This is a genomic window from Rhodococcus sp. GA1 (assembly GCF_024321955.1).
In the GTDB taxonomy this organism is placed as follows: Bacteria; Actinomycetota; Actinomycetes; order Mycobacteriales; family Mycobacteriaceae; genus Rhodococcus; species Rhodococcus pyridinivorans.
Genome location: NZ_CP097186.1, coordinates 2162154 through 2185147 on the forward strand (window position 1 = coordinate 2162154; position 22994 = coordinate 2185147).

Consider the following 22994-nt stretch of genomic DNA (forward strand, 5'->3'; position numbering starts at 1 on the left):
GGTCAGGGGGTGTCGACGAGACGGAACCCCGAGCCGATCCCGTCGCGCGCGTCGATCTCGGCGAGGATCCGGTCGGCCCGCTGGTAGGCGGCGAACCTCGTGTCGGGAACCTGCCGGTCGTCGGAGACCGCGGTCTCCGGGAACCGGTAACCCACCGACAGTCCCATCCATTCGCCCGTCTCGGTACGCACGAGCGGCCCGCCGGAATCGCCCGGTCGCATGAGCAGCGGCGAGGACATCAGGTTCCCGTCCACCCGCACATCGCCGGTCGCGCAGGCCACCGACGTGCTCCGCCCTGCCGCGCAATGTGTTCCGGCCGGCAGCTCGCCTTCGCCGAACGCCGCGACCGATTCGAGCACGACTCGCTCTCCCCGGTCGTTGGGCACCGACGTGTTCGATCCCCGCACGCGGGTCTCGTCGAGCAGGACCACCGCGTAGTCGGCAATCTCGTCGGTGGGGAATCCCAGCTGATCGACCGAACCCGTACTCGCGACGTCCGTTTCGGTTCCGATCGGCCCTCGGTGCTGCTCCTCGACCTTCCAGACGGGCGACGATCCCGTCTGATAGCAGTGCCCCGCCGTGATCGCGACGAGCCGACCCGCGTCGTCGTGACCGACCGCCGCCACGGAACACCAACCCGGTGTCGGCTCCGCGGAGAACACGATCCCGTCGCCGGGCCGGAGGACGACCCGGTCGTCTCCCCCGCCGGCCGAGGCCACGCCCACGGTTCCCCCGGCGAAGGCGACGGCGGCGCCGCACACCGCTGCGACGCGTCTCATGACTTCTTCGCTACCTTCATCGACTTCTTGAACTCGCGCACCTCGCGCAGCGACTGCTCGTCGACGACGTCGGCGATCGACCGGCGCGCATCCTCGTGCCCATAGTCGCCGGCGGCCTCGCGCCATCCCTCGGGCCGCACACCCATCTGCTTGCCGAGCAGCGCCAGAAAGATACGTGCCTTCTGGTCGCCGTAGCCCGGCAGCTTCTTCAGCCGCCGCAGCACTTCCTTGCCGTCCGGGTCGCCGGACGTCCACAGTGCGGAGGCGTCGCCGTCGTAGTCCTCGACGATCGCCGCGCACAGCGCCTGGATCCGCTGTCCCATCGACTTGGGGAACCGGTGGACGGCCGGTTGCTGCGCGCACACCGCGACGAACTCGTCGGGGTCGGCCGACGCGATGCGGTACACGTCGAGACCGCCGAGACGGTCGGCGAGCTTCTTCGGTCCCGCGAACGCGACCTCCATCGCCACCTGCTGGTCGAGCAGCATGCCGATGAGAAGCGCCAGCGGGTTCTCGGCCAGCAGTGCGTCGGCGTCGGGATCTCCGACCAGGTTCAGCGTCGAGGACATGCAGACGATCATGCCCTGCGCGTCACGGGCGGCGCCACACGACCACCGCGATCACGATGCCCAGGGTGAGCGCGATCGACGTGGTCAGAGCATGCAGCCAGTGCGGGAACAGCGTCGGTTGCGAGGTGTCCGGAACGGCGGCCAGGGCGGCGAACAACGCCACGACGGCGATGACCGACGCCGCCGCGGACCAGCCCTTGGCCAAGCGGGTATGCCTCGCACCGCGCAACTCGGCACTGCGCAGCAGGGCGTGCTCGACGATGTCCACGGCCTCGGACAGTTCCGCGTCGAGTTCGGCCAACTCGTCGGCGACCCGGCCGGCCATGAGTGCTCGCAGCTGGGTGGGTTGCGTCCACGAGTGGAACCGGTCGTCGTGGATCGATTCCTTGCGCAGCAGGGCCCGTTCCATCCGGCGCGCCTGCATGATCGCGATGTCGTCGAGGACCGTGGCCAGCCGATCGCCGCCGAGCCCGTCGGGGTGGCGCAGATGCTCCATGGTCGTCCAGTAGTCGGCGGAGGCCCGGGCCCGCACCGCCACCCACGGGATGAGCCCGTAGATCATCTCGCGGGTGCCGTGCCCGACATAGTCGCTGCCGAGAGCGGTGGCCTCGAGGTCGAACAGCACCGCACCGGAGTCCTCCCGCACGGCGATGGTGGCTCCCGGCTGCACGGGCCGGTCCACCAGCGGAACCCGGTCCCACTTCCACAACACACCCCAGGACCGTGCCGCCGTGCGGGCCTCCGGTCCGATGCGCGGGCCGTCGACGAGCGAGCGGACGCGTTCGCCGCCGCTCGAGACCACTTCCACGACCATGCCCTCGGCGACCTCGCGATCGCCGACTCCCCGGTGGCGGTGGACGACGAGTTCGTGCAGGGGCTGATAGGTCGTCGGCGCACACAACCGCCTGTTCAGTCCGGGAAACACGTCGTTCAGGCAGGCGTCGGCGGTCAGTTCGAAGGGCGCGAGGAACTCGCCGAGCACCGGGCGCAGACCGGCGCCGTCGCGGTCCTGCAGCGGGTCGCTGCGCCAGTCGACGAGCGGCGACCCGTGGTCCGACAGCGATTCCAACGCCAGGACGAGACCGTGGCCGGGGACGTCCCACAGCGACACGCACGTCGCGGGGTGTCCCACATACGGTCGGGTCGTGTCCGGCGCCTCACGCAGCGACCCCGTCGACGCACCGAACGAGATCTCCGGTCGTGTCGGGTCGACGACGTGCCGGAACGCGAGCAGGCACGGCGGACGCACACCGTGGTCCGTCTCGGGCTGCTCGGCGATGCGTGCCGGCAGGAAGGGCTCCACCTTCTCGACGGGTGGGACCCGCGGGGGCGTCTCGGGCGCCGCCTCGATGTCGAGCGCCAGTAGGAACACCTTCAGTACACCGAGACACCCCGTGACAGATCCGACGGCCGATACGCCGACTCCGGAATTCACGAGAGCGCGGTTTTCCATCACACTCACCACTTCCGAACCCGCCGCACGGTATGCGGCGACCCTGACCAGCGAGTATGTCAGGTCGGTAGGGGAAAGCAAGTCGCGGTGACGGCGGGCACCGAGAATGCCCGACCAGGGCCGATCCGAGTTGTCCACCGCCCGTCCACGTGTTGTGCACAACTTTATCCACAGGCTGGGAACAAACTCACACCCGGAGTGCAGATTCTTGTCGACGGAGGTACGCAACAAAGAATCGAGGCTCGCAACGCCGGCAGTGACTGCCGATGTTGCGAGCCTCGTCCTCGCGTTGCGTACCTACCCACGCACTACTTGTCGGCGAGCGCCTTCTCCGCTGCGGCCAGCAGCACGCAGGTCGCGACACCGTCCATGGCCTTCTCGAGCTCACCGAGCGAAGGGAAGCTCGGTGCGAGGCGGATGTTCTTGTCCTCGGGGTCCTTCTTGTACGGGAACGCCGAACCGGCACCCGTCAGCGCGATACCCGCCTCCTTCGCCAGGGCGATGACGCGGGCCGCCGTGCCCTCGACGACATCGAGGCTGATGAAGTAGCCGCCCTCGGGCTCGGTCCACGACGCGACCTTCGACGTGCCGAGACGCTCCTCGAGGATGCGGCGCACGAGCGCGAACTTCGGCGCGAGGATCTCGCGGTGCGTGGCCATGTGGGCACGCACACCCTCGGCGTCGCGGAAGAAGCGCAGGTGACGCAGCTGGTTGACCTTGTCGGGACCGATGGTCTTGATGCCCAGGTACTTCTGGTACCAGGCGAGGTTCTCGGTGGAGCTGCCGAAGAAGCTCACGCCCGAACCGGCGAAGGTGATCTTCGAGGTGGACGCCAGCGCGAACACGCGGTTCGGGTGACCGGCCTGCGCGGCCAGACCGAGGATGTCGATCGCGGGCGCGAGGTGCTCGGTGAGCGGGTGCACCGCGTAGGCATTGTCCCAGAAGATGCGGAAGTCGGGAGCGGCCGTCGGTATCGACACCAACTCGCGGGCGACCTCCTCGGAGTACACCGCGCCGGTGGGGTTCGAGTAGGTCGGCACAGCCCACATGCCCTTGATCTGCGGGTCGTTCGCGACGAGATCGGCGATGAACCGCACGTCGGGGCCGTCCTCGCGCAGCGGCACGGGGATCATCTCGATGCCGAGCGACTCGGTGATCGCGAAGTGCCGGTCGTAGCCGGGCGTCGGGCACAGGAACTTGACGACCGACTCCTGCGACCACGGGCGCGGCGAGTCGACGGTGCCGTGCAGCAACGACCAGACGACGAGATCGTGCATGATCTCGAGGCTCGCGTTATTTCCTGCGACGAGGTTCTCGACCGGGATGTTCAGCAGCTCGGCGAAGATCGCGCGCAGCTCGGGCAGGCCGGTGAGGCCGCCGTAGTTGCGGGTGTCGGTGCCGCTGCCGTCGCGGAAGTCGTCGGCACCCGGCAGCGACAGCAACTCCGCGGAGAGGTCGAGCTGCTCGGGCGAGGGCTTGCCGCGGGTCAGGTCCAGCGTCAGCTTCTCCGACTTCAACCGTTCGTAGTTGGCGGACTGGCGCTCGTGCTCTGCAACGAGTTCCTCATGGCTCATCAACCCGTACTGGGTCTGCGTAGGCATGCGGAGGGACCTTTCACCGTGCACGGTGACACGGGCATCGGCGGAAATTAAGAGGACCCCGCGCACCCGGCAGAGCCCGTTGACCCTTGCTGCCTTCCGGCCCTGGGGGAGTTCACAGGATGCGCGCCGCGCGGGATCCATCGGCAAGTGTAGAGGAACGAGCGCCTCGGCGGCGAACCCGCCCCCGCAGCACCCCTGGAATCAGGGTGCGACGTGCCCGTTTGGCAAGTTGGGGTCTCCATTCGGTATGCTTCCCCACGGAGGATTCGCCTAGTGGCCTATGGCGCTCGCCTGGAACGCGGGTTGGGTTAACGCCCTCAGGGGTTCAAATCCCCTATCCTCCGCCACGGAACCCCGTGGGGCGCACAGCGTCCCACGGGGTTTCTGCTTTTCCGGTCCCCCTGTTCGCGTACCGGGCCGATCTCGGGCACGATGCGTCTCGTGACCGCGGACGACAATTTCCCGCTCGGCGACGACGCCGACCACGAGCAGGCTTCGGTCTGGGTGGAGATGCTGGACCGGGAGATCGACGAGGTGTCCGCAGCCATCGAGAAGACCGAACAGAAGGCCCTCGCCGAACACCGGGTGGGGGCCGTGGACCGGGCGCGCCGGTTCGACGCCGAGGTCCAGCGGCTGGGCGCCCAGCTCCGCGAGCTGCACCGCATGCGCCGCAATCTCACCCACCGCTTCAGCTGACCGAGAGATCACGGCGGTGCGCTACTCGCAGGCGCTGCAGTGTGCTACTCGCAGGCGACGCCGTCCCCGTCACCGTCCATCTTCGGCCGGTAGCCGGGCTCTCCCACATACAGCGGTGCGGCTCCCGCGGCCCGGGCCGCCGCGCAGTTCTTGTAATACACCTCCGCCGGAGCAGGGGCCGGCTCGGCGGGTGCGGGCGCAGGTGCAGGTGCAGGAGCCGGCGAGGGTGCCGGCGCAGGTGCGGGCGCCTGGCGCGTCGTCGTGGTGGGCGCGGGTGCAGCTGCGGGAGCCCCACCTCCGCATTCGGTGAGGACCCGCGCCATCGCGTCGTGCTCGGCCTGCGTCACCCACAGGCCGTAGATCGCCTTGACCTCGATCTGCCGCGCGACATACGTGCAGCGGTACGCGCGGTTCGGCGGCAGCCAGGTGGCGGCGTCGCCGTCGCTCTTCTGCTGGTTGGTCGGCCCGTCCACGGCCTGGAGGTTGCGCGGGTCGTTGGCGAAATCGGCCCGGGTGCCCGCGTCGAGTTGCTGCGCGCCCTTCTGCCACGCGTCCGACAACGCGACGACGTGGTCGATCTGCACCGCGGTCGAGGTGTCCTGCCCGCGGGTGAACGCGATCGTCGTACCGGTGTACAAGTCGTTCAGGGTTCCCGACGCGACGACGCAGTCGCGGGTACCGGGCCGGTAGACGATATCGACGAGGTCGCGTCGCAGGATGTCGTTGCGGGTGTCGCAGCCGTTGCCCCCGAACTCCACCGACACGTCGTCGCTCCACGCCTGGCCGAACAGGTCGCGGCTGTACCCGGTCTTGGGCGCGCGCCCCTTGATCGGCAGGGTCGCCAGCCGGGCCAGGGCCTCCGACGAATCCGCCGACGCTGCCGGGTTCGGTGCGGTCGTCGAGGTGGAGCGCGTCGTGGTGGGGGACGGTGTCGTCGTGGGGGTTTCGGAGCTCGGCACCGGGGACTGTTCGGAAGTCGCCGCCGGAGCGACGGAAGTGTCCTCGGTGGTCGAATCACAACCGGTGAGGGTCAGACCCGCGACCGTCGCGACGACGAGCAGGGACAGCCGGGACGACAAGCGGGGCAAGGACATCGAGGGAACTCCTGAGAACGACGGCGCCGGACGGCTCCCCTTGTCCATCGCGCCCACAAAGCCCGGTCGTTACACCGCGTAAGTATCCGGGAGCCGACGTGGTCGGCATCCCGGAGGGAACGGTTCCTACTATCGTCTGGTGGTCGGTTACGGCAGGCAGTTGCAGGGACTCGCGATCGCGCTGTCCTCTCTCGCAGGGTTCATCGATGCCCTCGGGTTCATCACCCTGGGCGGTGTGTTCGTGTCGTTCATGAGCGGCAACTCCACGCGCTTCGCGGTCGGCACGGCCGACGGTGCGTGGCAGACGGTGGCGCTCATCGGCGGTGTGCTCGCGCTGTTCGTGCTCGGAGTGATTCTCGGCAGCGTAGTGGCGGAACTGACCGACCGAGACCGGCGGACCCGCAAGATCGCGGTCCTCGCAACCGTGACGGTGTTGCTGACGGTCGCCGCCGCGGCCGTCCTGGTGGACTGGACGCCGGTCGCCGTGATCGCGATGACCTTGGCCATGGGAACGGAGAACTCGGTGTTCCGGCGGCTCGGGGAGACGACCGTCGCCCTGACCTACATGACGGGTGCGCTGGTCAAGATCGGGCAGCGGATCGCGGCGGCGTTCTTCGGTGGTCCGCGCTGGAGCTGGCTGCCCTATCTGGGCCTGTGGGGCGGCCTGGTGACGGGCGCCGTTCTCGGCGCGCTCGCCCACCGGGTGCTGGGGCTGCACGCCCTGTGGATCGCAGCGGCGTTCGCAGCCGCGCTCACGGTGTCGGTCCGTTTCCTCTCAGATCGCGAGCTCACCGACGGGGTGTGATTCCCGCCTCCCCGTACGTTCGTATGGTGGAGAGCTCGGCTACGGTGCTCCCCATGCGCACGCGCCCCTACATCACCACCAGCCCCACCAGGCTTGCTGCGGCCCTGCTCGACGTGGCCGCACGCAACGGTCTCGACGCGGCGAGTGTGCGGGAGGTGGCCAACGAGGCAGGGGTCTCGATCGGGGCGGTGCAGCACCATTTCCCAACCAAGGACGAGATGCTCGCGTACTCGTTCCGCACGCTCTCGGACCGGGTGCTGAACCGGCTGACGAACGTCGATCCCGACATCGATCCGGCGCGCACCCTGTTCTCCGCGCTCAGCCAGCTGCTCCCCCTCGACGAGGAACGTGGCAGCGAGGTGCACGTGATGTCGGCGTTCGCCGTGCGGGCGGTCACCTCCCCCACGCTGAGCGCCATCCGCACCGCCACCCTGTTCACGATCCGCACGGGCATAGCGCGCGTATTGATCCGCGCCGGTACACCCGACCCGGAGACCCGGGCCGCTCTGCTGCTCTCGGCCGCGAACGGGCTCGCACTCGACGCGGCGGCGAGCCCCGAGCTCTACCCGCGCGAGTATCTGACCCACGCTCTGCACGCCCAGGTCCAGCTCGTCCTCGACGGCGCCGACGCGCACTGACCCGCGCCCCGGAATCCGGGACGCGGGTCGGTGATTGCAGTCGGACCGTCCTGTCAGTGGGCCGACCAGCCGCCGTCCATCGTGTACGACGCGCCGGTGACCATCCCGGCTTCGTCGGAGGCCAGCCACGACACGAGCGAGGCCACCTCCTCCGGCTCGACCAGCCGGGTCACCGCCTGATCGGTGAGCAACACATCCGAGAGCACGCGATCCTCCGGGATGTCGTGCGCGCGGGCCTGTTCCGAGATCTGCTTCTCCACCAGCGGGGTGCGGACGTAACCCGGATTGACGCAGTTGCTCGTCACGCCACGGGGACCGCCTTCGAGCGCGACGACCTTGGAGAACCCCTCGAGGCCGTGCTTGGCGGTGACGTACCCGGCCTTGAACGCCGACGCCCGCAGCCCATGGACCGACGAGATGTTCACGATCCGGCCGAAGCCCCGCTCGTACATGCCGGGCAGCGCGGCCTTCACGAGCAGGAAGGGCGCCTCGACCATGAGCGTCTGGATGCGGCGGAAGTCGGCGAGGGCGAAGTCCTCCACCGGCCGCACCACCTGGATGCCGGCGTTGTTGACGAGGATGTCGACGTCGAGGCGGAGACCGTCGAGGCCGTCGGTGTCGAGCAGGTCGACACCCCACGCCTCTCCCCCGATCTCGTGGGCGAGCGTCTTCGCGGCGACCTCGTCGACGTCGGCGACGGTCACGCGGACTCCCTGCCGGGCGAGGGCGCGGGCGCAGGCCGCCCCGATCCCGCCGACACCACCGGTCACGAGTGCGGTGCGGGCCCTCATGCCGAGATCCTGGCGTTCTCGGCGGCCTTCTTCTGGGCGACCGTTTCCGCGTCCGCGGCGTCGATGTCGCGCAGCGAGATGCCCTTCGTCTCCCGGGCCACGATCACCGCGACGATCGTGATCAGCGACGAGCCGAGCAGATAGAAGGAGATCGGGACCGACGACTCGAAGCGGCTGAGCAGACTCGCGGCGATGATCGGGGCGAGCGACCCTGCGACGATCGAGGTGACCTGGTAGCCGAGGGAGACGCCCGAGTAGCGCATGCGGGTCGGGAACATCTCCGCCATGATCGCCGGCTGCCCCGCATACATGAACGAGTGGAAGACGAGTCCGATGACGATCGCCGAGATGATCCACGCACTGTTGCCGGTGTCCATCATCGGGAAGGCGAGGAAGCCCCAGGCACCGGCGGTGACGGCACCGATCATGTAGACGGGACGGCGTCCCAGCGTGTCCGACAGTCGTCCGACCATCGGGATGATCACGAAGTGCACGGCGTGCGCGGCGAGCATCCACCACAGGATGTGGCTGGTGTCGGCACCGACGACGATCTTCAGATAGGTGATCGAGAAGGTGACGACGAGGTAGTACATGACGTTCTCGGCGAACCGCAGGCCCATGGCCGTGAACACGCCGCGCGGGTAGCGCTCGAGCACCTCGAAGACGTTGAACGACGTCTCCTTCAGCTTGTCGGCCTCCTGCTGCGCCTCGAGGAAGATCGGGGCGTCGGTGACCTTGGTGCGGATGTAGTAGCCGATCAGCACGATGACGGCCGAGAGCCAGAACGCGACTCGCCAGCCCCACGACAGGAAGGCCGATTCGGGCAACGTGGTGGTGAGGACGAGCAGGACGATCGTCGCGAGGAGATTGCCCATCGGCACACCGGCCTGCGGCCACGACGACCAGAATCCGCGCGAGCGATCGGGGCTGTGTTCGGCGACCAGCAGTACCGCGCCGCCCCACTCGCCGCCGACCGCGAAGCCCTGGATGAACCGGAGCGTCACGAGCAGTGCCGGCGCCCAGTACCCGATGGCACCGAAGGTCGGCAGGCAGCCCATCAGGAAGGTCGCGACGCCGACCATGATGATGCTGGTCTGCAGCAGCTGCTTGCGTCCGAACCGGTCACCGAAGTGGCCGAAGACGATCCCACCGAGCGGCCGGGCGACGAAGCCCACGGCGTAGGTGACGAACGCCGCGATGATCGCGTCGAGTTCGTTGCCGCCGTCGGGGAAGAAGACTTTGGCGAAGACGAGGGTCGCGGCGGTGCCGTAGAGGAAGAACTCGTACCACTCGACGACGGTGCCCGCCATGGACGCACCGACGACCCTGCGCAATGCCGACGGTGAACCCTCCGGTCCATCCGTTCGTGCCTGTTCGACGCTCATGCCTGCACCCTCCCGGGACGCTGTGTGACGGGGAACACTTCCAAACACATATGCCGAGTATCGGTACGCACATTTGCATCCACAATGACGCGATTCGCAGATGCGATCTGCAAAACTGCACACATGAGCGTGCCCTCGGCCGATGACCTCCTCGTCCTGCTCGCCGTCGGGCGCAGTGGCAGGTTCACCAGCGCCGCCGACGACCTGGGCGTCAACCACACCACGATCTCCCGGCGGATCGCTGCGCTCGAGCGCAGCCTCGGCGGTCGCGTGCTCACGCGGTCGGCGGCGGGATGGGAACTGACCGACCGCGGTCGCGAGGCGCTCGAGGCCGCCGAACGCATCGAGGCCGCGGTCGGAAGTCTGCGGAACCCCCGGGGTGAGCGCCGCCTCGAGGGCGTCGTGCGTATCTCCGCCACCGACGGCTTCAGCGCCTACATCGCCGCCCCGGCCGGCGCGCTCGTGCGGCAACGCCATCCGGGTATCTCCGTCGAGATCGTCGCGACCACCCGTCGCGCCTCACAGCAGCGGTCCGGCATGGACATCGAGGTGGTCGTGGGACGCCCGCAGGTGCATCGGGCCGAAGCGCACCGTCTCGCCGACTACAACCTGGGCCTGTATGCCTCGCGCGATTATCTCGCCACGCACGGCTCCCCGTCGTCGGTCCGCGACCTGCGTGAGCACACCCTCGTGTACTTCATCGATTCGATGCTGCAGGTCGACGATCTCGACGTCGCGCGACGCATCGCCCCCGACATGCAGGATTCGATCAGCTCGACGAACGTGTTCGTGCACGTCGAAGCGACCCGCGCCGCCGGAGGACTCGGTCTGCTGCCGTGCTTCATGGCCGATCGGCACCCCGATCTCGTCCGGGTCCTGCCCGGCGAGGTCGAGGCGCGTCTGGCCTACTGGCTCGTCGCACGCTCGGAGACGCTGCGGCAGCCGGAGGTCGCGGCCGCGGTCGCGGCGATCCGGGAGGTCGTGCACGCCCAGCGAGCGGTACTCCTGGGGGTCGCTCGATAGAGTGCACGGGTGTCACTTTCGGACGAGGACGAAGCAGGAGCGGGTCGCTTCGCACCGAGTCCCTCCGGCGACCTGCACTTGGGCAATCTGCGCACCGCCGTCCTGGCGTGGTTGTTCGCGCGGTCGACCAACCGTCGGTTCCTGGTCCGCGTCGAGGATCTCGACCGGGTGCGTCCCGGCGCGGAGCAACGCCAGCTCGCGGATCTCGCGGCGATCGGTCTCGACTGGGACGGCCGGGTGGTCCACCAGTCCCGCCGCCGGCGCCTGTACGACGAGGCGATCGCGCGGCTCGAGCAGGCCGGTCTGACCTACGAGTGCTACTGCACCCGACGCGAGATCCTCGAGGCCACCTCCGCACCCCACGCCCCTGCGGGCGCCTATCCGGGCACCTGCCGCAACCTCACCGACGAGCAGCGGGCCGAGCGCCGGGCCTCCGGCCGCGCCCCGGCGATCCGGTTGCGGGCGACCGAGGAGTGGTTCACCGTCCACGACCTGCTGCACGGAGATTTCACGGGCATCGTCGACGATCTCGTGTTGCGCCGCAACGACGGAACCCCCGCGTACAACCTCGCAGTGGTGGTGGACGACGCCGACCAGGGCATCGATCAGGTGGTACGCGGAGACGACCTGCTCACTTCCGCGCCCCGGCAGGCCTGTCTCGCACACCTTCTCGGACTGTCGGAACCCGTCTACGCGCACGTGCCGCTCGCGCTCGGCAAGGAGGGTAAGCGACTGGCCAAACGGGACGGCGCGGTGACACTGGCCGATCAGCTCGCGCTCGGTCACACGGCCGCCGACGTGCTGGGCACGATCGCCGTGTCGCTGCGACTCGCCGACCCCGGCGAGCCCGTGTCGCCGGAACTGTTGCTGGACCGCTGGAATCCCGTGAGACTCCCCCGCGATCCGTGGGTGTTCACCCCGTCGGAGGAAGGCATCCGATAGGACACGATGCGGACATAGCGGATGCGGACCCGAGGTGATGTCCGTACTCTCTCGGAAGTGTCCGATCCCGGAGACGAGAGGCAGCCATGACCACCGGTGGTTACGACCCGAATCAGGATCCGAAGAACCCGGGTGGTTATCCGCCACCCGGAAGCTATCCGCCGCCCTCGGGCGGTGGCACTCCCCCGCCGGGTGGGAACTATCCGCCGCCCGGCAACTACCCCCCTCCGGGGAACTACCCCCCGCCCTCGGGTGGCAACTACCCGCCGCCGGGTGGGTCCTACCCGCCGCCGGGGAACTATCCGCCTCCCCCGTCGGGTGGTGACTACCCGCCCCCGCCGGGTGCGTACGGCGCCGGGAGCTTCGGTGGTCCGCCTCCGAATCAGCTGAATGTCGGCGACGCGATCTCCTACGGCTGGTCGAAGTTCAGCGGTAACGCCGGCGTGTGGATCGTCTTCATGCTCGCCGCGTTCGTCATCCAGGGCCTGATCAGCGGCATCTTCAACGGGTTCGACTTCACCGGTGAGGCGACGGACTTCACCTTCCTGAGCGCCATCGGCAGCATCGTCTCGGCGATCGTCGGATACCTGATCCAGGCCGCCTTCGTGCGCGGTGCGCTGGCCGAAACCGACGGGCAGCGCCCCGCTTTCGGGACGTTCCTCCAGATCGGCCCGATCGGTGCGGTCATCCTCGCAGGTCTGCTCGTGGGCATCGGCACGTCGATCGGTCTCGTGCTGTGCATCCTCCCGGGCCTGGTGTTCGCGTTCTTCGCGTGGTGGACGATGCAGTTCGTCATCGATCGCAATCAGGATGCCGTCACCGCGATCAAGTCGAGCTTCAATGCCGTCAAATCGAATGCGGGAACGCTGGTGTTGCTCGCCCTCGCACTGCTCGGCATCAATCTCCTCGGTGCCCTGTTGTGCCTGATCGGCCTGCTGGTCACCGTGCCGGTGTCGATCATCGCCGTCACGTACGCCTACCGGGTCACCACGGGTGGTCCCGTAGCGGCCTGACACAACCCCGGCGGGACCCTCCCGTCGCATCCGTAGGCATATCTACCGACGCGCCACGGCACGCTGTACCGTGGCGCGTTGCCATGCCGATCGCGACAAGGGAGACATAAGTGACCACTGGTGGCTATCCACCCCCTCAGCAGGATCCTCGGGCGACGGGCGGTCATCCCGGCGCCCCCTCGTACGGCGCCACCCCGCCCGATTACACCCAGCAGTTCCCGCAGTACGGCGCGCCCCAGAACGGTGGCCCCCAGTACGGCGCTCCTCAGTACGGAACCCCGCAGAACGGAACGCCCCAATTCGGTGCGCCCCAGTTCGGCGCTCCTCAGTACGGTGCACCCCCGTACGGGGCGCCGCAGGACGGTGGGTTCGGCGGCCCGGGATTCCCCGGCCCGGATCCGAATTTCGGTGCCGGCACCCCGGGGGAATTGCTCCCGCGTCTCGGCGCCCGCATCATCGACGGCCTCATCGTTGGTATCCCCATGGGGATCCTGAGCGCGATCATGATCCTCGCGAGCGGTGGAAGCGGTTTCGTGGACTTCTTCATGACGGTCGTCAGCGGTGTCGTCGCCTTCGGCTACTGGACGTACATGGAGTCCGCTCGGGGCGCGACGATCGGCAAGAAGCTCCTCGGCTTGTCGGTCGCCGGCCCTGCCGGTGGTAACCCCACCCTCGAGCAGGCCGCCAAGCGCAACGCCTTCGTCGCGCTGCAGATCCTCACCGGCGTCCCGCTGCTGGGCTTCCTCGCCGGTCTGCTGTCGCTCGCCGCATACATCGGTATCGCGGTCACCATCGAGCAGGACGGCAACAAGCAGGGTTTCCACGACAAGTTCGCCGGCGGCACCCGGGTACGTAAGTCCTGATCTCCCGTGCGCTCCGGGTCCCGTCCTCGTCAGGACGGGACCCGTTCGTCGCATATGGGGTGCTCGCGCACGTACAGACGGTCCGCAACTTCGTGATCACCCCGCGGAGATGCTTGGATGTCCGGGTGACCGAGCACGGATCGAACACCTCCCCCGCCCTCTTCGACCACGCCGCCTTCGCGCGCGTGGGACGCAGCCCGTACACGGGGATCGTCGTGCTGTTCACCGCGGTGCTGATGATCTCCAACATCTCCGCGACGAAGGGCATCGCGTTCTTCACCGGCTCCGAACTCACCGTCGGGCCGCTGCAGATCCTGCCGATCATCACCGACGGCGGGTTCTTCCTGTTCCCTCTCGCCTACATCCTCGGCGACGTGCTCAGCGAGGTGTACGGCTTCGCGGCCACCCGCCGCGCCGTCTTCTACGGCTTCGGGGCGGTCGCGCTGTCCGCGCTGTGCTTCTGGATCACGCAGCAGCTGCCCCCGGCCGACTTCTACGCCGGTCAGGAGTCCTTCGAGAACGTCCTCGGTGTGGTGCCCCGGATGTTAATCGCCGGGCTCGCCGGGTACGCGGTCGGGCAGTTGCTCAACTCGTACGTGCTCGTCCGCATCAAGGAACGCACCCGGGAGAAGCACCTGTGGGCGCGGCTGATCGGGTCGACCGTCGTCGGCGAGTTCGCCGACACCCTCATCTTCTGCTCGATCGCCGCAGGGGCCATCGGCATCACGACCTGGGCCGACTTCGTCAACTTCGTGATCGTCGGGTTCCTGTGGAAGACGCTGGTCGAGATCGTCGTGCTCCCGGTGACCTACCGCGTGATCGCGTACGTCAAGGAGCGCGAACCCTCCTACGCCTGACGACTCACGCCCTGACGACTCAGGCCCGACGCCGGCTCGCGTAGAACCGGCCGAGCGTCTCGGCCTTGAACTCGGCAAGCGTGCCGTTCTCCATGTTCGCCCGGATGTCGTCGACGAGGCGCACCGTGAACCGTTCGTTGTGGATCGTGCACAACGTCGAGGCGAGCATCTCCTTCGCCTTGAACAGGTGGTGGATGTACGCGCGCGTGTAGTTCCGGCAGGTGTAGCAGTCGCAGTTCTCGTCGATCGGCGTGAAGTCGCGCCGGTGACGGCTGGTGTTGATGTTGAACCGGCCGTCGGGGTGGTAGATCGCGGCGTTGCGCGCGACCCGCGACGGATTGACGCAGTCGAAGGTGTCGACGCCGTGCTCGACCGCGACGAAGATGTCGTCGGGTTCGCTGATGCCCAACAGGTGTCGCGGCTTGTGCTCGGGCAGCTCCTCGGTGCACCACCGCACGATCGTGCCGAGATTGTGCTTCTCGAGCGCACCGCCGATGCCGTAGCCGTCGAATCCGCGGCCGGTCTCGCCGACGATGGACTCGAGGCCCCGGCAGGCCTGTCGTCGCAGGTCCTCGTACTGCGCGCCCTGCACGACGCCGAACAACGCCTGGTAGGGGCGGCGAGCGCGTTCGGCGGTGAGCTTCTCGTGCTCGGCGATGCACCGCACCGCCCACGCCTGGGTCCGTTCGAGGGAGCGTTCCTGGTAGCCGCGGGTGTTCATGAGGGTCGTGAGCTCATCGAAGGCGAACATGATGTCGGCGCCGAGCTCGTGCTGGATACGCATCGACACCTCGGGGGTGAACCGGTGCCGCGACCCGTCGAGGTGCGATTTGAAGGTCACCCCGTCGTCGTCGACGTGGGCGAGCCGCTCCTTGCCCTTGGCGATGACGTCGTCGTTCTGGACACCGACGGACTCCATCGCGATGACCTTCTTGAACCCGGCTCCGAGCGACATGACCTGGAAGCCGCCGCTGTCGGTGAAGGTCGGACCGGGCCAGTTCATGAACTTCCCGAGCCCGCCGGCCTCGTCGACGATGTCGGAGCCGGGCTGCAGGTAGAGGTGGTAGGCGTTGGCGAGCAACGCCTGCGAGCCGAGCTCGGCCATCGTCTCGGGCAGCACCGCCTTGACGGTCGCCTTCGTGCCCACCGGGACGAAGGCCGGGGTGCGGATGTCTCCGTGCGGGGTGTGGATCGTGCCCGTGCGGCCGAGTCCGTTGTCGAGACGCGCTCCGACCGTGAAGAAGGGATCGGGCGGGGTCGGAATGCTGGAATCGGTCACTTCCGTATCCAATCACGTCGGGAAGGTGCGGCCTTCTCGCGGCGGCGGACGGAGATCGCGAACACGGCGACACCGGCGAGCGCCAGCAGCACACCGACCGCGGCGGGAGCGGTGTAGCCGAACCCGGCCGCGATCACGACCCCGCCGATCCACGCACCGAACGCGTTGGCCAGGTTGAACGCGGCGTGGTGCAGCGACGCCGCGAGCGTCTGGGCGTCCTCGGCGACGTCCATCAACCGCACCTGCAGGGCCGGGCCCACCGCGGCGCATCCGACACCCAGGCCGAAGACCATCACGAAGGCGGTCCACGGGTTGTGGGCTGCGGCGACGAACAGCGCGAGCAGCACCGCGAGCGAGGTGATCGACGCGTAGACGCCGGGGATCACACCGCGGTCGGCGACGCGACCACCGATGGCATTGCCGACGACCATGCCCACGCCGAAGAGCATCAGCGCGACCGGCACCAGCGATCTCGACACTCCGGCGACGTCGGTCAGCGTGGTGCTGATGTAGGTGTACACCGCGAACACACCACCGAAGCCGATGACGGCCACGGCGAGCGTGAGCCAGACGGTGCTGCTCTTCAACGCCCCGAGTTCGACCCGCACGCTGGTCGTCGGTATCGACAGTGTCGGCACCCAGGCGGCGAGAGCGACGATGGTGGCCACTCCGATCACCGCGACCAGCACGAACGCCGCGCGCCAGCCCAGCGCCATGCCGAGCCACGAGGCAGCGGGCACCCCGACGACGTTCGCCACCGACAGCCCCATCATCACCAGCGACACCGCCCGCGCGCGGCGACCGGGTCCGGCGAGGTGCGCCGCGACCAGTGCGGCGACCCCGAAGTACGCGCCGTGCGGCAGGCCGGCGACGAAGCGGGAGACGACGAGCAGACCGTAGTTCGGGGCCAGCACCGTGGCGGCGTTCCCGAGGGTGAACGCGACCATCAGCGCGACCAGCAGTGTCTTGCGCGGCACGCGGGCGGCGATCGTCGCGATGAGCGGGGCACCGACGACGACACAGGCCGCGTAGGCGGAGACGACGTGGCCCGCGGTGGGTTCGGAGACCCCGATGCTCGTCGCGATCTCGGGGAGCAACCCCATGGCGACGAACTCGGTGGTTCCGATCCCGAACCCACCGAGGGCGAGCGCCCACATCACGAGCGTGCGCGCGGGATGTCCGGAGTCGGTGTGGGCAGGATCGTCGAGTGGGCGGCCGGAAGCCGTGGTGGTCATCGGTGAGGAAACCTTCGATCTGTCGAGGGTCCCGGAGCCGGAGGTCGTGCGGGCCGGGACGCGGGCGCGCTGGGGGAGCGACGCGGGGGCAGCCTCCATTCTGGGGCAGTCCGGCCTCACACTTCTCCCCGCGGCGACGTGAGTTCCGCCATCTCCCGATCGTCAGGTGAGGAAGGTCGTATCCGCCCGCTCGGCCCTGCGCGCCTCGATCCTCCTGGCGACGAACTTGCCGATCTCGTCCACCCACAGCACGGACGAGCCGACGGCGACCGCGAGCAGCCACTGCTCGGAGGTGAGAGAGGTGGTGTCCATGAATCCCTGCAGGGCGCCGAGTTGCACGACGCAGATCTGAAGGACGACGACGGCGCCGATCGCGATCCAGATGGTGTGGTTGGTGAACGTCTGCGCCGAGAACACCGATCCGAGATCCGAGCGCACGTTGAACAGGTTGAACACCTGGTAGAAGACGAATGTCGTGAACGCGAGGGTGGTGGCGAACAACGGGTCGGATGCACTGTCGGGGAACAGTTCCGGCCCGAAGTGCAGGACCGCGATCGTGCCCACCGTCATCACGATGCCGAGGCCGAGGATGCGCTGGACCCGGGAGCGTTCGAGCAGCGCCTCGTTCGCGGGCCGCGGTCGTCGCCGCATCGCGTCGGGGGCGGTCGGGTCGACACCGAGCGCGAGCGCCGGCGGTCCGTCCATGATGATGTTCACCCACAGGATCTGCAGTGCGCTGAAGGGTGCGCCACCCGCGAGGCCGAGCACACCGGCCGTCAGGAAGATCAGGACGAAGCCCCACGCCGTGGTGAGCTGGAACTTCACGAATTTGATGATGTTGTCGTAGATTCCGCGTCCCTCGGCCACGGCGGCGACGATGGTCGCGAAGTTGTCGTCGGTGAGGATCATGTCCGCGGCGCCCTTGGAGACGTCGGTTCCCGTGATGCCCATGGCCACACCGATGTCGGATTGTTCGAGCGCGGGAGCGTCGTTGACGCCGTCGCCCGTCATCGCGACGATCTGCCCGTCGGCCTGCAGCGCTTCGACGAACCTGATCTTGTGTTGGGGCGCCACGCGGGCGAGGACACCGAATTCCTTTGCCCTCCGGCGCAGTTCGTCGTCGGTGAGTTTGTCGAGATCCGCACCGGAGGCAGCCGACCCGCGGATTCCGAGTTCCTCGGCGATCGCGGAGGCCGTCACCAGATGGTCGCCGGTGATCATGTGCACCGAGATGCCCGCCTCGTGGGCGACGGCGATCGCATCCTCGGCTTCGGTCCGCGGCGGGTCGACGATGCCGACGATCGCGTGGATCGTCAGGTCGGCCACCTTCTCCTGCAGGGCATCGGTGTCGCCGCGGGGAACGGCGTCGAGGTCGCGCCCGGCGATCATGAGAGTTCGCAGACCTTCCGACGCGAGCGCCTCCACGGCCCGGTGGATCCTCGCGCGACCGTCGTCGTCGAGTGGAATCGGACCGTCGGGACCGGCGATCGAGGTGGCACGGTCGAGGAGCACACCCGGTGCACCTTTCACGAAACAGCGGTATCCGCCGTTCGGCAGGGTGTGGAAGGTGGCCATGTACTTGTAGTCCGAGTCGAACGGCACCTCCGCGATGCGGTTCAGCGCGGCCCGCGCACCCTCGACGTCGATGCCGCCCTTCTCGGCGAGCACCACGAGGGCGCCCTCGGTGGGATCGCCGACCAGTATTCCGTTGCGCACGGTCGCGTCGTTGCACAGTCCCATCCCGAGCAGTGCGTCCGTGAAGTCCGGTGCGGGCAGGCCGTCGCCGACAAGGATCTTGCCGTCGGTTCCGTACCCGGTGCCGGTGACGCGGAAGGCACGACCCGCGACGAGCAGTCGCTGCACCGTCATCTCGTTGAGGGTGAGGGTGCCGGTCTTGTCGGTGCAGATGTGGGTGGTGCTGCCGAGTGTCTCGACCGCGGCGAGTCGTTTGACGATCGCGCCGCGGGCCGCGAGGCGTGAGGCTCCCATCGCCAGGGTGAAGGCGACGACGGCCGTGAGCCCTTCGGGGATCGTCGCGACCGCCAGCGACACCGCGGTGACGAGGAGATCCGACCAGGTCTGCCCCCGCAGCAGTCCGAGGACGAACACCAGCGCCACCGTCACGATCGCGATGATCGTCAGGGCCTGGGCGAGCTGGCCGATGCGTCGTTGCAGCGGCGTCTGTTCGACACCTGCCGCTCCGAGAAGGGTTGCGATGGCTCCCATCTCGGTGCGCATGCCCGTTCCGGTGACGATCATCGCGGCACGTCCGCGTGTGACCTCGGTGTTCATGAACAGCATGTCGGTGCGGTCGCCGAGCGGTGCGTCGGGATCGTCGACGACGTCGACCTGTTTGTCGACGGGCTGGGATTCGCCGGTGAGGGCGGCCTCGGCGACCTGCAGCCGGACGGCGGTGACGAGTCGGCCGTCGGCCGGGACGGTGTCGCCGGCCTCGAGGAGCACCACGTCTCCGGGGACGAGTTCGGCGCGCGGCACCTCCGTCCCGCGACCGTCGCGCAGCACCCGGCTGGTGGACACCGACATCTTCTTCAACGCAGCGAGGCTGCTCTCGGCCCGGGATTCCTGCACGTAGTTCAGCACGGTGTTGAGCGCGATCACCGCGAAGATGACGACGGGGGTCTCCCACTCACGGGAGACGGTGGCGCTGACCACCGCCGCGACGACCAGAACGAGGGTCATCCTGTCGGCCAGCAGCGACAGCACGCGTCGCCAGGTCGGCACCTTCTTCGCCTCGTCGAGCAGGTTCGGGCCGTACTCGCCGCGGCGTCGTTCGACCTCGTCCGCGCTCAGTCCTCGTTGCGGATCGACCTCGAACGCCTCGGCGACGTCGGTCGCGGCGCGGGTGTGCCAACTCGAGGTGGTCGCGGGAGCCTGTGCGGACATCGGCACTCCTCGTTCGGGCTGCTCTCGGCGGATCGGGCGAACACGGTCCTGACGGCCGGTTTCACCGTAACCGGCGGAGCGTTCCACTGCGCCGGAAGCCGGTTCGTGATGTGCTGGATACGGCAGCGGAACCGGAGGAGTGAACGCGATGCGCGACAACCCGAACACCGACGATCCTGTCGTCCCCCTCGACGAGGACCAGTGCTGGGACCTGCTCGCGACGGGCAAGGTGGGCCGCCTCGTCACCGTCGTCGGCGGACGACCGGAGATCTATCCCGTCAACTACGTCACCGACGATCGCACGGTGTACTTCCGCAGCGGTGAGGGCAGCAAGCTCTCCGAACTGGCGGTGCACCCGCAGGTGGCCTTCGAGGTGGACGAGATCCGCGAGGACTCCGCATGGAGCGTCGTGCTGCACGGACACGCCCGGATCCTGCGGAGCTTCGACGACGCGGCGCGGATCGACGCCCTCGGACTGTCGCCGTGGGTTCCCACCCCGAAGTACGACTACGTCGCACTGACGGCCACCGACCTCACCGGGATGCAACTCACGCTCGTCAAGCGCTGACCGGTGGTGCCCTCTGCGCAGCAGCACCGCCTGTTGATGCGGTTCATGCTGCTGTCGGTGGCGACCGCGCTCGCGACGATGCTGCTGAAGGCATCGGCGGCGTGGATCACCGGATCCGTGGGTCTGTTGTCGGACGCACTCGAATCCGGGGTCAACCTCGTCGCGGCGCTCGTCGGTCTCGCGGCGCTACGTCTCGCCGCGAAGCCGGCCGATGCGAACCACGATTTCGGGCACGGGAAGGCCGAGTACCTCTCCGCCGCGGTCGAGGGCACCATGGTCTTCGCCGCCGCGACGGTGATCCTGTGGACCTCGGTCGAGCGCCTGATCTCACCGCAGCCGGTGACCGAGGTCGGACTCGGTCTCCTCCTGTCGGCCGGATCGTCGGCGCTCAATCTCGTGGTCGGTCTGCTGCTCATCCGGCAGGGTCGGGCACACCGGTCGATCACGCTGGTCGCCGACGGGAAACACCTGCTGACGGACGTGTGGACGTCGGCGGGCGTGCTCGTCGGCGTCGCGCTGGTCGCGCTGTCCGGGTGGGACGTGCTCGACCCGATCGTGGCGATCCTCGTCGCCCTGAACATCCTGCGGATCGGTTTCGGCCTCGTGCGGCAGGCGGTCGTCGGCATGCTCGACGCGGTTCTTCCCCCGGAGGACGTGACGGCGGTGAACGCCGTCCTCGACCGCTATCGGGAACCGGGGGTGGTGACGATCCTGCCGCCGCGCACCCGCGAGTCGGGACGTCAGCGCTTCGTCTACCTCGTCGTGCGGGTGCCGGGCGACTGGACGGTGCGGGCCGGGCACGACCTGCTCGACCGCATCGAGGCCGATCTCGCCGAGGCGCTGCCCGGTGTCGTGGTGTTCAGCCATCTCGAGCCCGACCGCGCCCCCACGGGACGCAGATGAGTGATCAGGACGAGGCGACGAGTCCGGCACCGAGGCCGAGCATCAGGACCGCGACGCCACCGTCGAGGATGCGCCACGAGGACGGCTTGGCGAACCAGGCGCGCAGATAGCGGGCCCCGTACCCGAGGGCGGCGAACCACACGACGCTCGCGGTGATCGCCCCGGCACCGAACCACCACCGGCCGGGGTTGCCGTAGTGGTTGGCCACCGAACCGAGCATGAGCACGGTGTCGAGATAGGTGTGCGGGTTGAGCCAGGTCAGCGCCAGACAGGTCAGCAGAGCCGCGCCGATGGTGACGGCACCGCCCGGGGCAGCGGACAGTGCCGACGGCTTCAGCGCGCGACGTGCCGCGAAGAGTCCGTAGCAGATGAGGAAAGCGGCACCCGCCCAACGGATCACGTCGATCGCGCCGGGAGCGCGGTCGAGGATCGTCGCGATCCCGGCGATGCCCGCGGTGATGAGCACGGCGTCGGAGATCACGCAGATCGCGATCACAGGCAGCACGAATCGTCGCGCGATCGCCATGCGCAGGACGAAGGCATTCTGCGCACCGATGGCGGCGATGAGGGACAGACCTGTGACGAATCCGGCGACGACGAGTGACATGGCATCGACGCTAGGAATCCTGTCGAGATAAGAACAGTTGATTTTGCTGTACCTGCATTAGAGTTTCTTAATGTGGATCTCGACTTCGCTCAACTTCGCACTTTTGCAACGGTATTGGACGAGGGCACTTTCGAGGGTGCGGCGGCTGTTCTTCGCGTCACACCGTCCGCGGTGAGCCAACGCATCAAGTCGCTCGAACAACACGTCGGTCAGGTACTGCTGCGACGGACCCGGCCCGTCAGCGCGACCGCGGCCGGCGAAGTGGTGATGCGGCTCGCCCGGCAGGTCGCGCGGCTGGAGCAGGACGCCTCCGAGGAACTCGGTCTCGGCGCCGACACCGGGAGTTACGCCACGATCCCGCTCGTCGTCAACGCCGACTCGATGTCCACCTGGATGCTGCGCGCCCTGGCCCGGATGCCCGTGCGCTACCGAGCCCTGTTCGAACTGCACCGCGAGGACGAGTTCCACTCCACGGATCTGTTGCGCGACGGAACCGCCATGGCAGCGGTCACCTCCGTCCCCGAACCCGTGCAGGGCTGCACGTCCGAGAAGCTCGGCGCCATGCGCTATCACGCGATGGCGAGCGTGGACTTCGCCGAACGCTGGTTCCCCGAGGGCATGACCCCCACCGAACTGCGGGAGGCCCCGATGCTCACCTTCGACCGCAAGGACGACATGCAGGATCGCTTCGTCCGCAAGCGGACCCGGCGGCGGCTGAATCCGCCGCGCAACTACGTTCCCGGCGCCCTCGAGTTCGTCGAGGCCGCGCGGCTGGGGTTGGGCTGGGCCATGCTCCCCGACGCGATGGTCGCCGACACGACCGATCTCGTGAGCCTGGCCCCGGACGACCCGATCGCCGTGCCGCTGTACTGGCAGCGGTGGCGGCTGGACTCCCCCGTGCTCGACGCGCTGACCGATGCGGTCCGTCGCACCGCGCGCGAAGTGCTGCACTGACCTCCCGGAATCCGACCTTCCGAAACGGGAGCGGC

At 68.4% G+C, this 22994-nt stretch carries 22 protein-coding genes, 1 tRNA gene and 1 other RNA gene; 12 read left to right on the forward strand and 12 right to left on the reverse strand.

Annotation, left to right across the window (positions count from 1 at the left end; all coding sequences use genetic code 11):
• Positions 1 to 2 precede the first annotated feature (2 nt).
• The 5 genes from M3330_RS10140 to ffs all read right to left on the reverse strand — a co-directional run bounded on the left by M3330_RS10140 (position 3) and on the right by ffs (position 4544).
• On the reverse strand, positions 3 to 779 hold the full coding sequence (locus M3330_RS10140) for a trypsin-like peptidase domain-containing protein (protein WP_255028632.1): 777 nt from the start codon (positions 777 to 779) through the stop codon (positions 3 to 5).
• Entirely contained in the window at positions 776 to 1348 is a 573-nt protein-coding gene (locus M3330_RS10145) for an HhH-GPD-type base excision DNA repair protein (protein WP_006552504.1), read from the reverse strand. Before M3330_RS10145 ends, M3330_RS10140 begins: the two co-directional genes overlap by 4 nt.
• Positions 1349 to 1370: 22 nt before the next feature.
• Entirely contained in the window at positions 1371 to 2720 is a 1350-nt protein-coding gene (locus M3330_RS10150) for a hypothetical protein (RefSeq protein WP_231912051.1), read from the reverse strand.
• 389 nt (positions 2721 to 3109) lie between these two features.
• Positions 3110 to 4402 (reverse strand): aminotransferase class I/II-fold pyridoxal phosphate-dependent enzyme, encoded by a 1293-nt coding sequence (locus tag M3330_RS10155; protein WP_303627227.1) that lies wholly within the window; start codon positions 4400 to 4402, stop codon positions 3110 to 3112.
• 47 nt (positions 4403 to 4449) lie between these two features.
• Positions 4450 to 4544: signal recognition particle sRNA small type (gene ffs, locus M3330_RS10160), an RNA gene on the reverse strand.
• A gap of 117 nt (positions 4545 to 4661) precedes the next feature.
• Between ffs and M3330_RS10165 the strand changes: the two genes are divergently transcribed.
• Together M3330_RS10165 and M3330_RS10170 are read left to right on the forward strand one after the other, a co-directional pair.
• Positions 4662 to 4749 (forward strand) — tRNA-Ser (locus M3330_RS10165).
• An 85-nt stretch (positions 4750 to 4834) separates the two neighbouring features.
• Entirely contained in the window at positions 4835 to 5098 is a 264-nt protein-coding gene (locus M3330_RS10170) for a hypothetical protein (RefSeq protein WP_255028635.1), read from the forward strand.
• Between the two features lie 44 nt (positions 5099 to 5142).
• Here M3330_RS10170 and M3330_RS10175 read toward each other — a convergent pair whose 3' ends face one another.
• Positions 5143 to 6192, reverse strand: a complete 1050-nt coding sequence (locus M3330_RS10175; protein ID WP_041803950.1) for a DUF1524 domain-containing protein — start codon at positions 6190 to 6192, stop codon at positions 5143 to 5145.
• Positions 6193 to 6331: 139 nt separating this feature from the next.
• Between M3330_RS10175 and M3330_RS10180 the strand changes: the two genes are divergently transcribed.
• Positions 6332 to 6997 (forward strand): YoaK family protein, encoded by a 666-nt coding sequence (locus M3330_RS10180; RefSeq protein ID WP_019290292.1) that lies wholly within the window; start codon positions 6332 to 6334, stop codon positions 6995 to 6997.
• A gap of 53 nt (positions 6998 to 7050) precedes the next feature.
• Entirely contained in the window at positions 7051 to 7635 is a 585-nt protein-coding gene (locus M3330_RS10185; RefSeq protein WP_024102753.1) for a TetR/AcrR family transcriptional regulator, read from the forward strand.
• Between the two features lie 53 nt (positions 7636 to 7688).
• On the opposite strand, the gene M3330_RS10190 is transcribed toward M3330_RS10185, so the two are convergent.
• Together M3330_RS10190 and M3330_RS10195 are read right to left on the reverse strand one after the other, a co-directional pair.
• Entirely contained in the window at positions 7689 to 8426 is a 738-nt protein-coding gene (locus M3330_RS10190; protein ID WP_006552511.1) for a 3-hydroxybutyrate dehydrogenase, read from the reverse strand.
• A complete protein-coding gene (locus M3330_RS10195) occupies positions 8423 to 9811 on the reverse strand; it encodes an MFS transporter (protein ID WP_255028638.1) in 1389 nt (462 codons plus the stop codon). Before M3330_RS10195 ends, M3330_RS10190 begins: the two co-directional genes overlap by 4 nt.
• Before the next feature lie 123 nt (positions 9812 to 9934).
• Here M3330_RS10195 and M3330_RS10200 point away from each other — a divergent pair, with 123 nt between their 5' ends.
• From M3330_RS10200 to M3330_RS10220, 5 genes are all read left to right on the forward strand, one after another.
• Entirely contained in the window at positions 9935 to 10834 is a 900-nt protein-coding gene (locus M3330_RS10200) for a LysR family transcriptional regulator (protein WP_006552513.1), read from the forward strand.
• Between the two features lie 9 nt (positions 10835 to 10843).
• Positions 10844 to 11776 carry a tRNA glutamyl-Q(34) synthetase GluQRS gene (gene gluQRS / locus M3330_RS10205; protein WP_033097942.1) on the forward strand — a complete coding sequence of 311 codons (933 nt, stop codon included), beginning with the start codon at positions 10844 to 10846 and terminating at the stop codon, positions 11774 to 11776.
• Between the two features lie 86 nt (positions 11777 to 11862).
• Entirely contained in the window at positions 11863 to 12789 is a 927-nt protein-coding gene (locus M3330_RS10210) for a hypothetical protein (RefSeq protein WP_006552514.1), read from the forward strand.
• Positions 12790 to 12899: 110 nt separating this feature from the next.
• On the forward strand, positions 12900 to 13652 hold the full coding sequence (locus M3330_RS10215) for an RDD family protein (RefSeq protein WP_019290297.1): 753 nt from the start codon (positions 12900 to 12902) through the stop codon (positions 13650 to 13652).
• Positions 13653 to 13837: 185 nt separating this feature from the next.
• Complete coding sequence (locus M3330_RS10220; RefSeq protein WP_230810485.1) at positions 13838 to 14509, forward strand: queuosine precursor transporter; 672 nt, start codon at positions 13838 to 13840, stop codon at positions 14507 to 14509.
• A gap of 19 nt (positions 14510 to 14528) precedes the next feature.
• Here the strand turns inward: M3330_RS10220 and tgt are convergent, their stop codons facing one another.
• The 3 genes from tgt to M3330_RS10235 form a co-directional block, all read right to left on the reverse strand.
• The gene (gene tgt / locus M3330_RS10225; RefSeq protein WP_006552517.1) at positions 14529 to 15788 is read right to left on the reverse strand and encodes a tRNA guanosine(34) transglycosylase Tgt; all 1260 of its coding nucleotides are present in this window, start codon (positions 15786 to 15788) and stop codon (positions 14529 to 14531) included.
• Positions 15785 to 16945, reverse strand: a complete 1161-nt coding sequence (locus M3330_RS10230; RefSeq protein WP_255028892.1) for an MFS transporter — start codon at positions 16943 to 16945, stop codon at positions 15785 to 15787. The genes tgt and M3330_RS10230 overlap by 4 nt, the downstream gene beginning before the upstream one ends.
• A gap of 240 nt (positions 16946 to 17185) precedes the next feature.
• Positions 17186 to 19927, reverse strand: coding sequence for a calcium-translocating P-type ATPase, PMCA-type (locus M3330_RS10235; RefSeq protein WP_064061111.1), 2742 nt, complete (start codon positions 19925 to 19927; stop codon positions 17186 to 17188).
• A 148-nt stretch (positions 19928 to 20075) separates the two neighbouring features.
• Here M3330_RS10235 and M3330_RS10240 point away from each other — a divergent pair, with 148 nt between their 5' ends.
• Complete coding sequence (locus M3330_RS10240) at positions 20076 to 20495, forward strand: pyridoxamine 5'-phosphate oxidase family protein (protein ID WP_006552520.1); 420 nt, start codon at positions 20076 to 20078, stop codon at positions 20493 to 20495.
• 36 nt (positions 20496 to 20531) lie between these two features.
• Positions 20532 to 21398, forward strand: a complete 867-nt coding sequence (locus tag M3330_RS10245; protein ID WP_170318520.1) for a cation diffusion facilitator family transporter — start codon at positions 20532 to 20534, stop codon at positions 21396 to 21398.
• Positions 21399 to 21402: 4 nt separating this feature from the next.
• On the opposite strand, the gene M3330_RS10250 is transcribed toward M3330_RS10245, so the two are convergent.
• Complete coding sequence (locus M3330_RS10250; RefSeq protein ID WP_006552522.1) at positions 21403 to 22005, reverse strand: LysE/ArgO family amino acid transporter; 603 nt, start codon at positions 22003 to 22005, stop codon at positions 21403 to 21405.
• A 72-nt stretch (positions 22006 to 22077) separates the two neighbouring features.
• On the opposite strand from M3330_RS10250, the gene M3330_RS10255 reads away from it, so the two are divergent.
• The gene (locus tag M3330_RS10255; protein WP_024102747.1) at positions 22078 to 22959 is read left to right on the forward strand and encodes a LysR family transcriptional regulator ArgP; all 882 of its coding nucleotides are present in this window, start codon (positions 22078 to 22080) and stop codon (positions 22957 to 22959) included.
• Positions 22960 to 22994 lie beyond the last annotated feature (35 nt).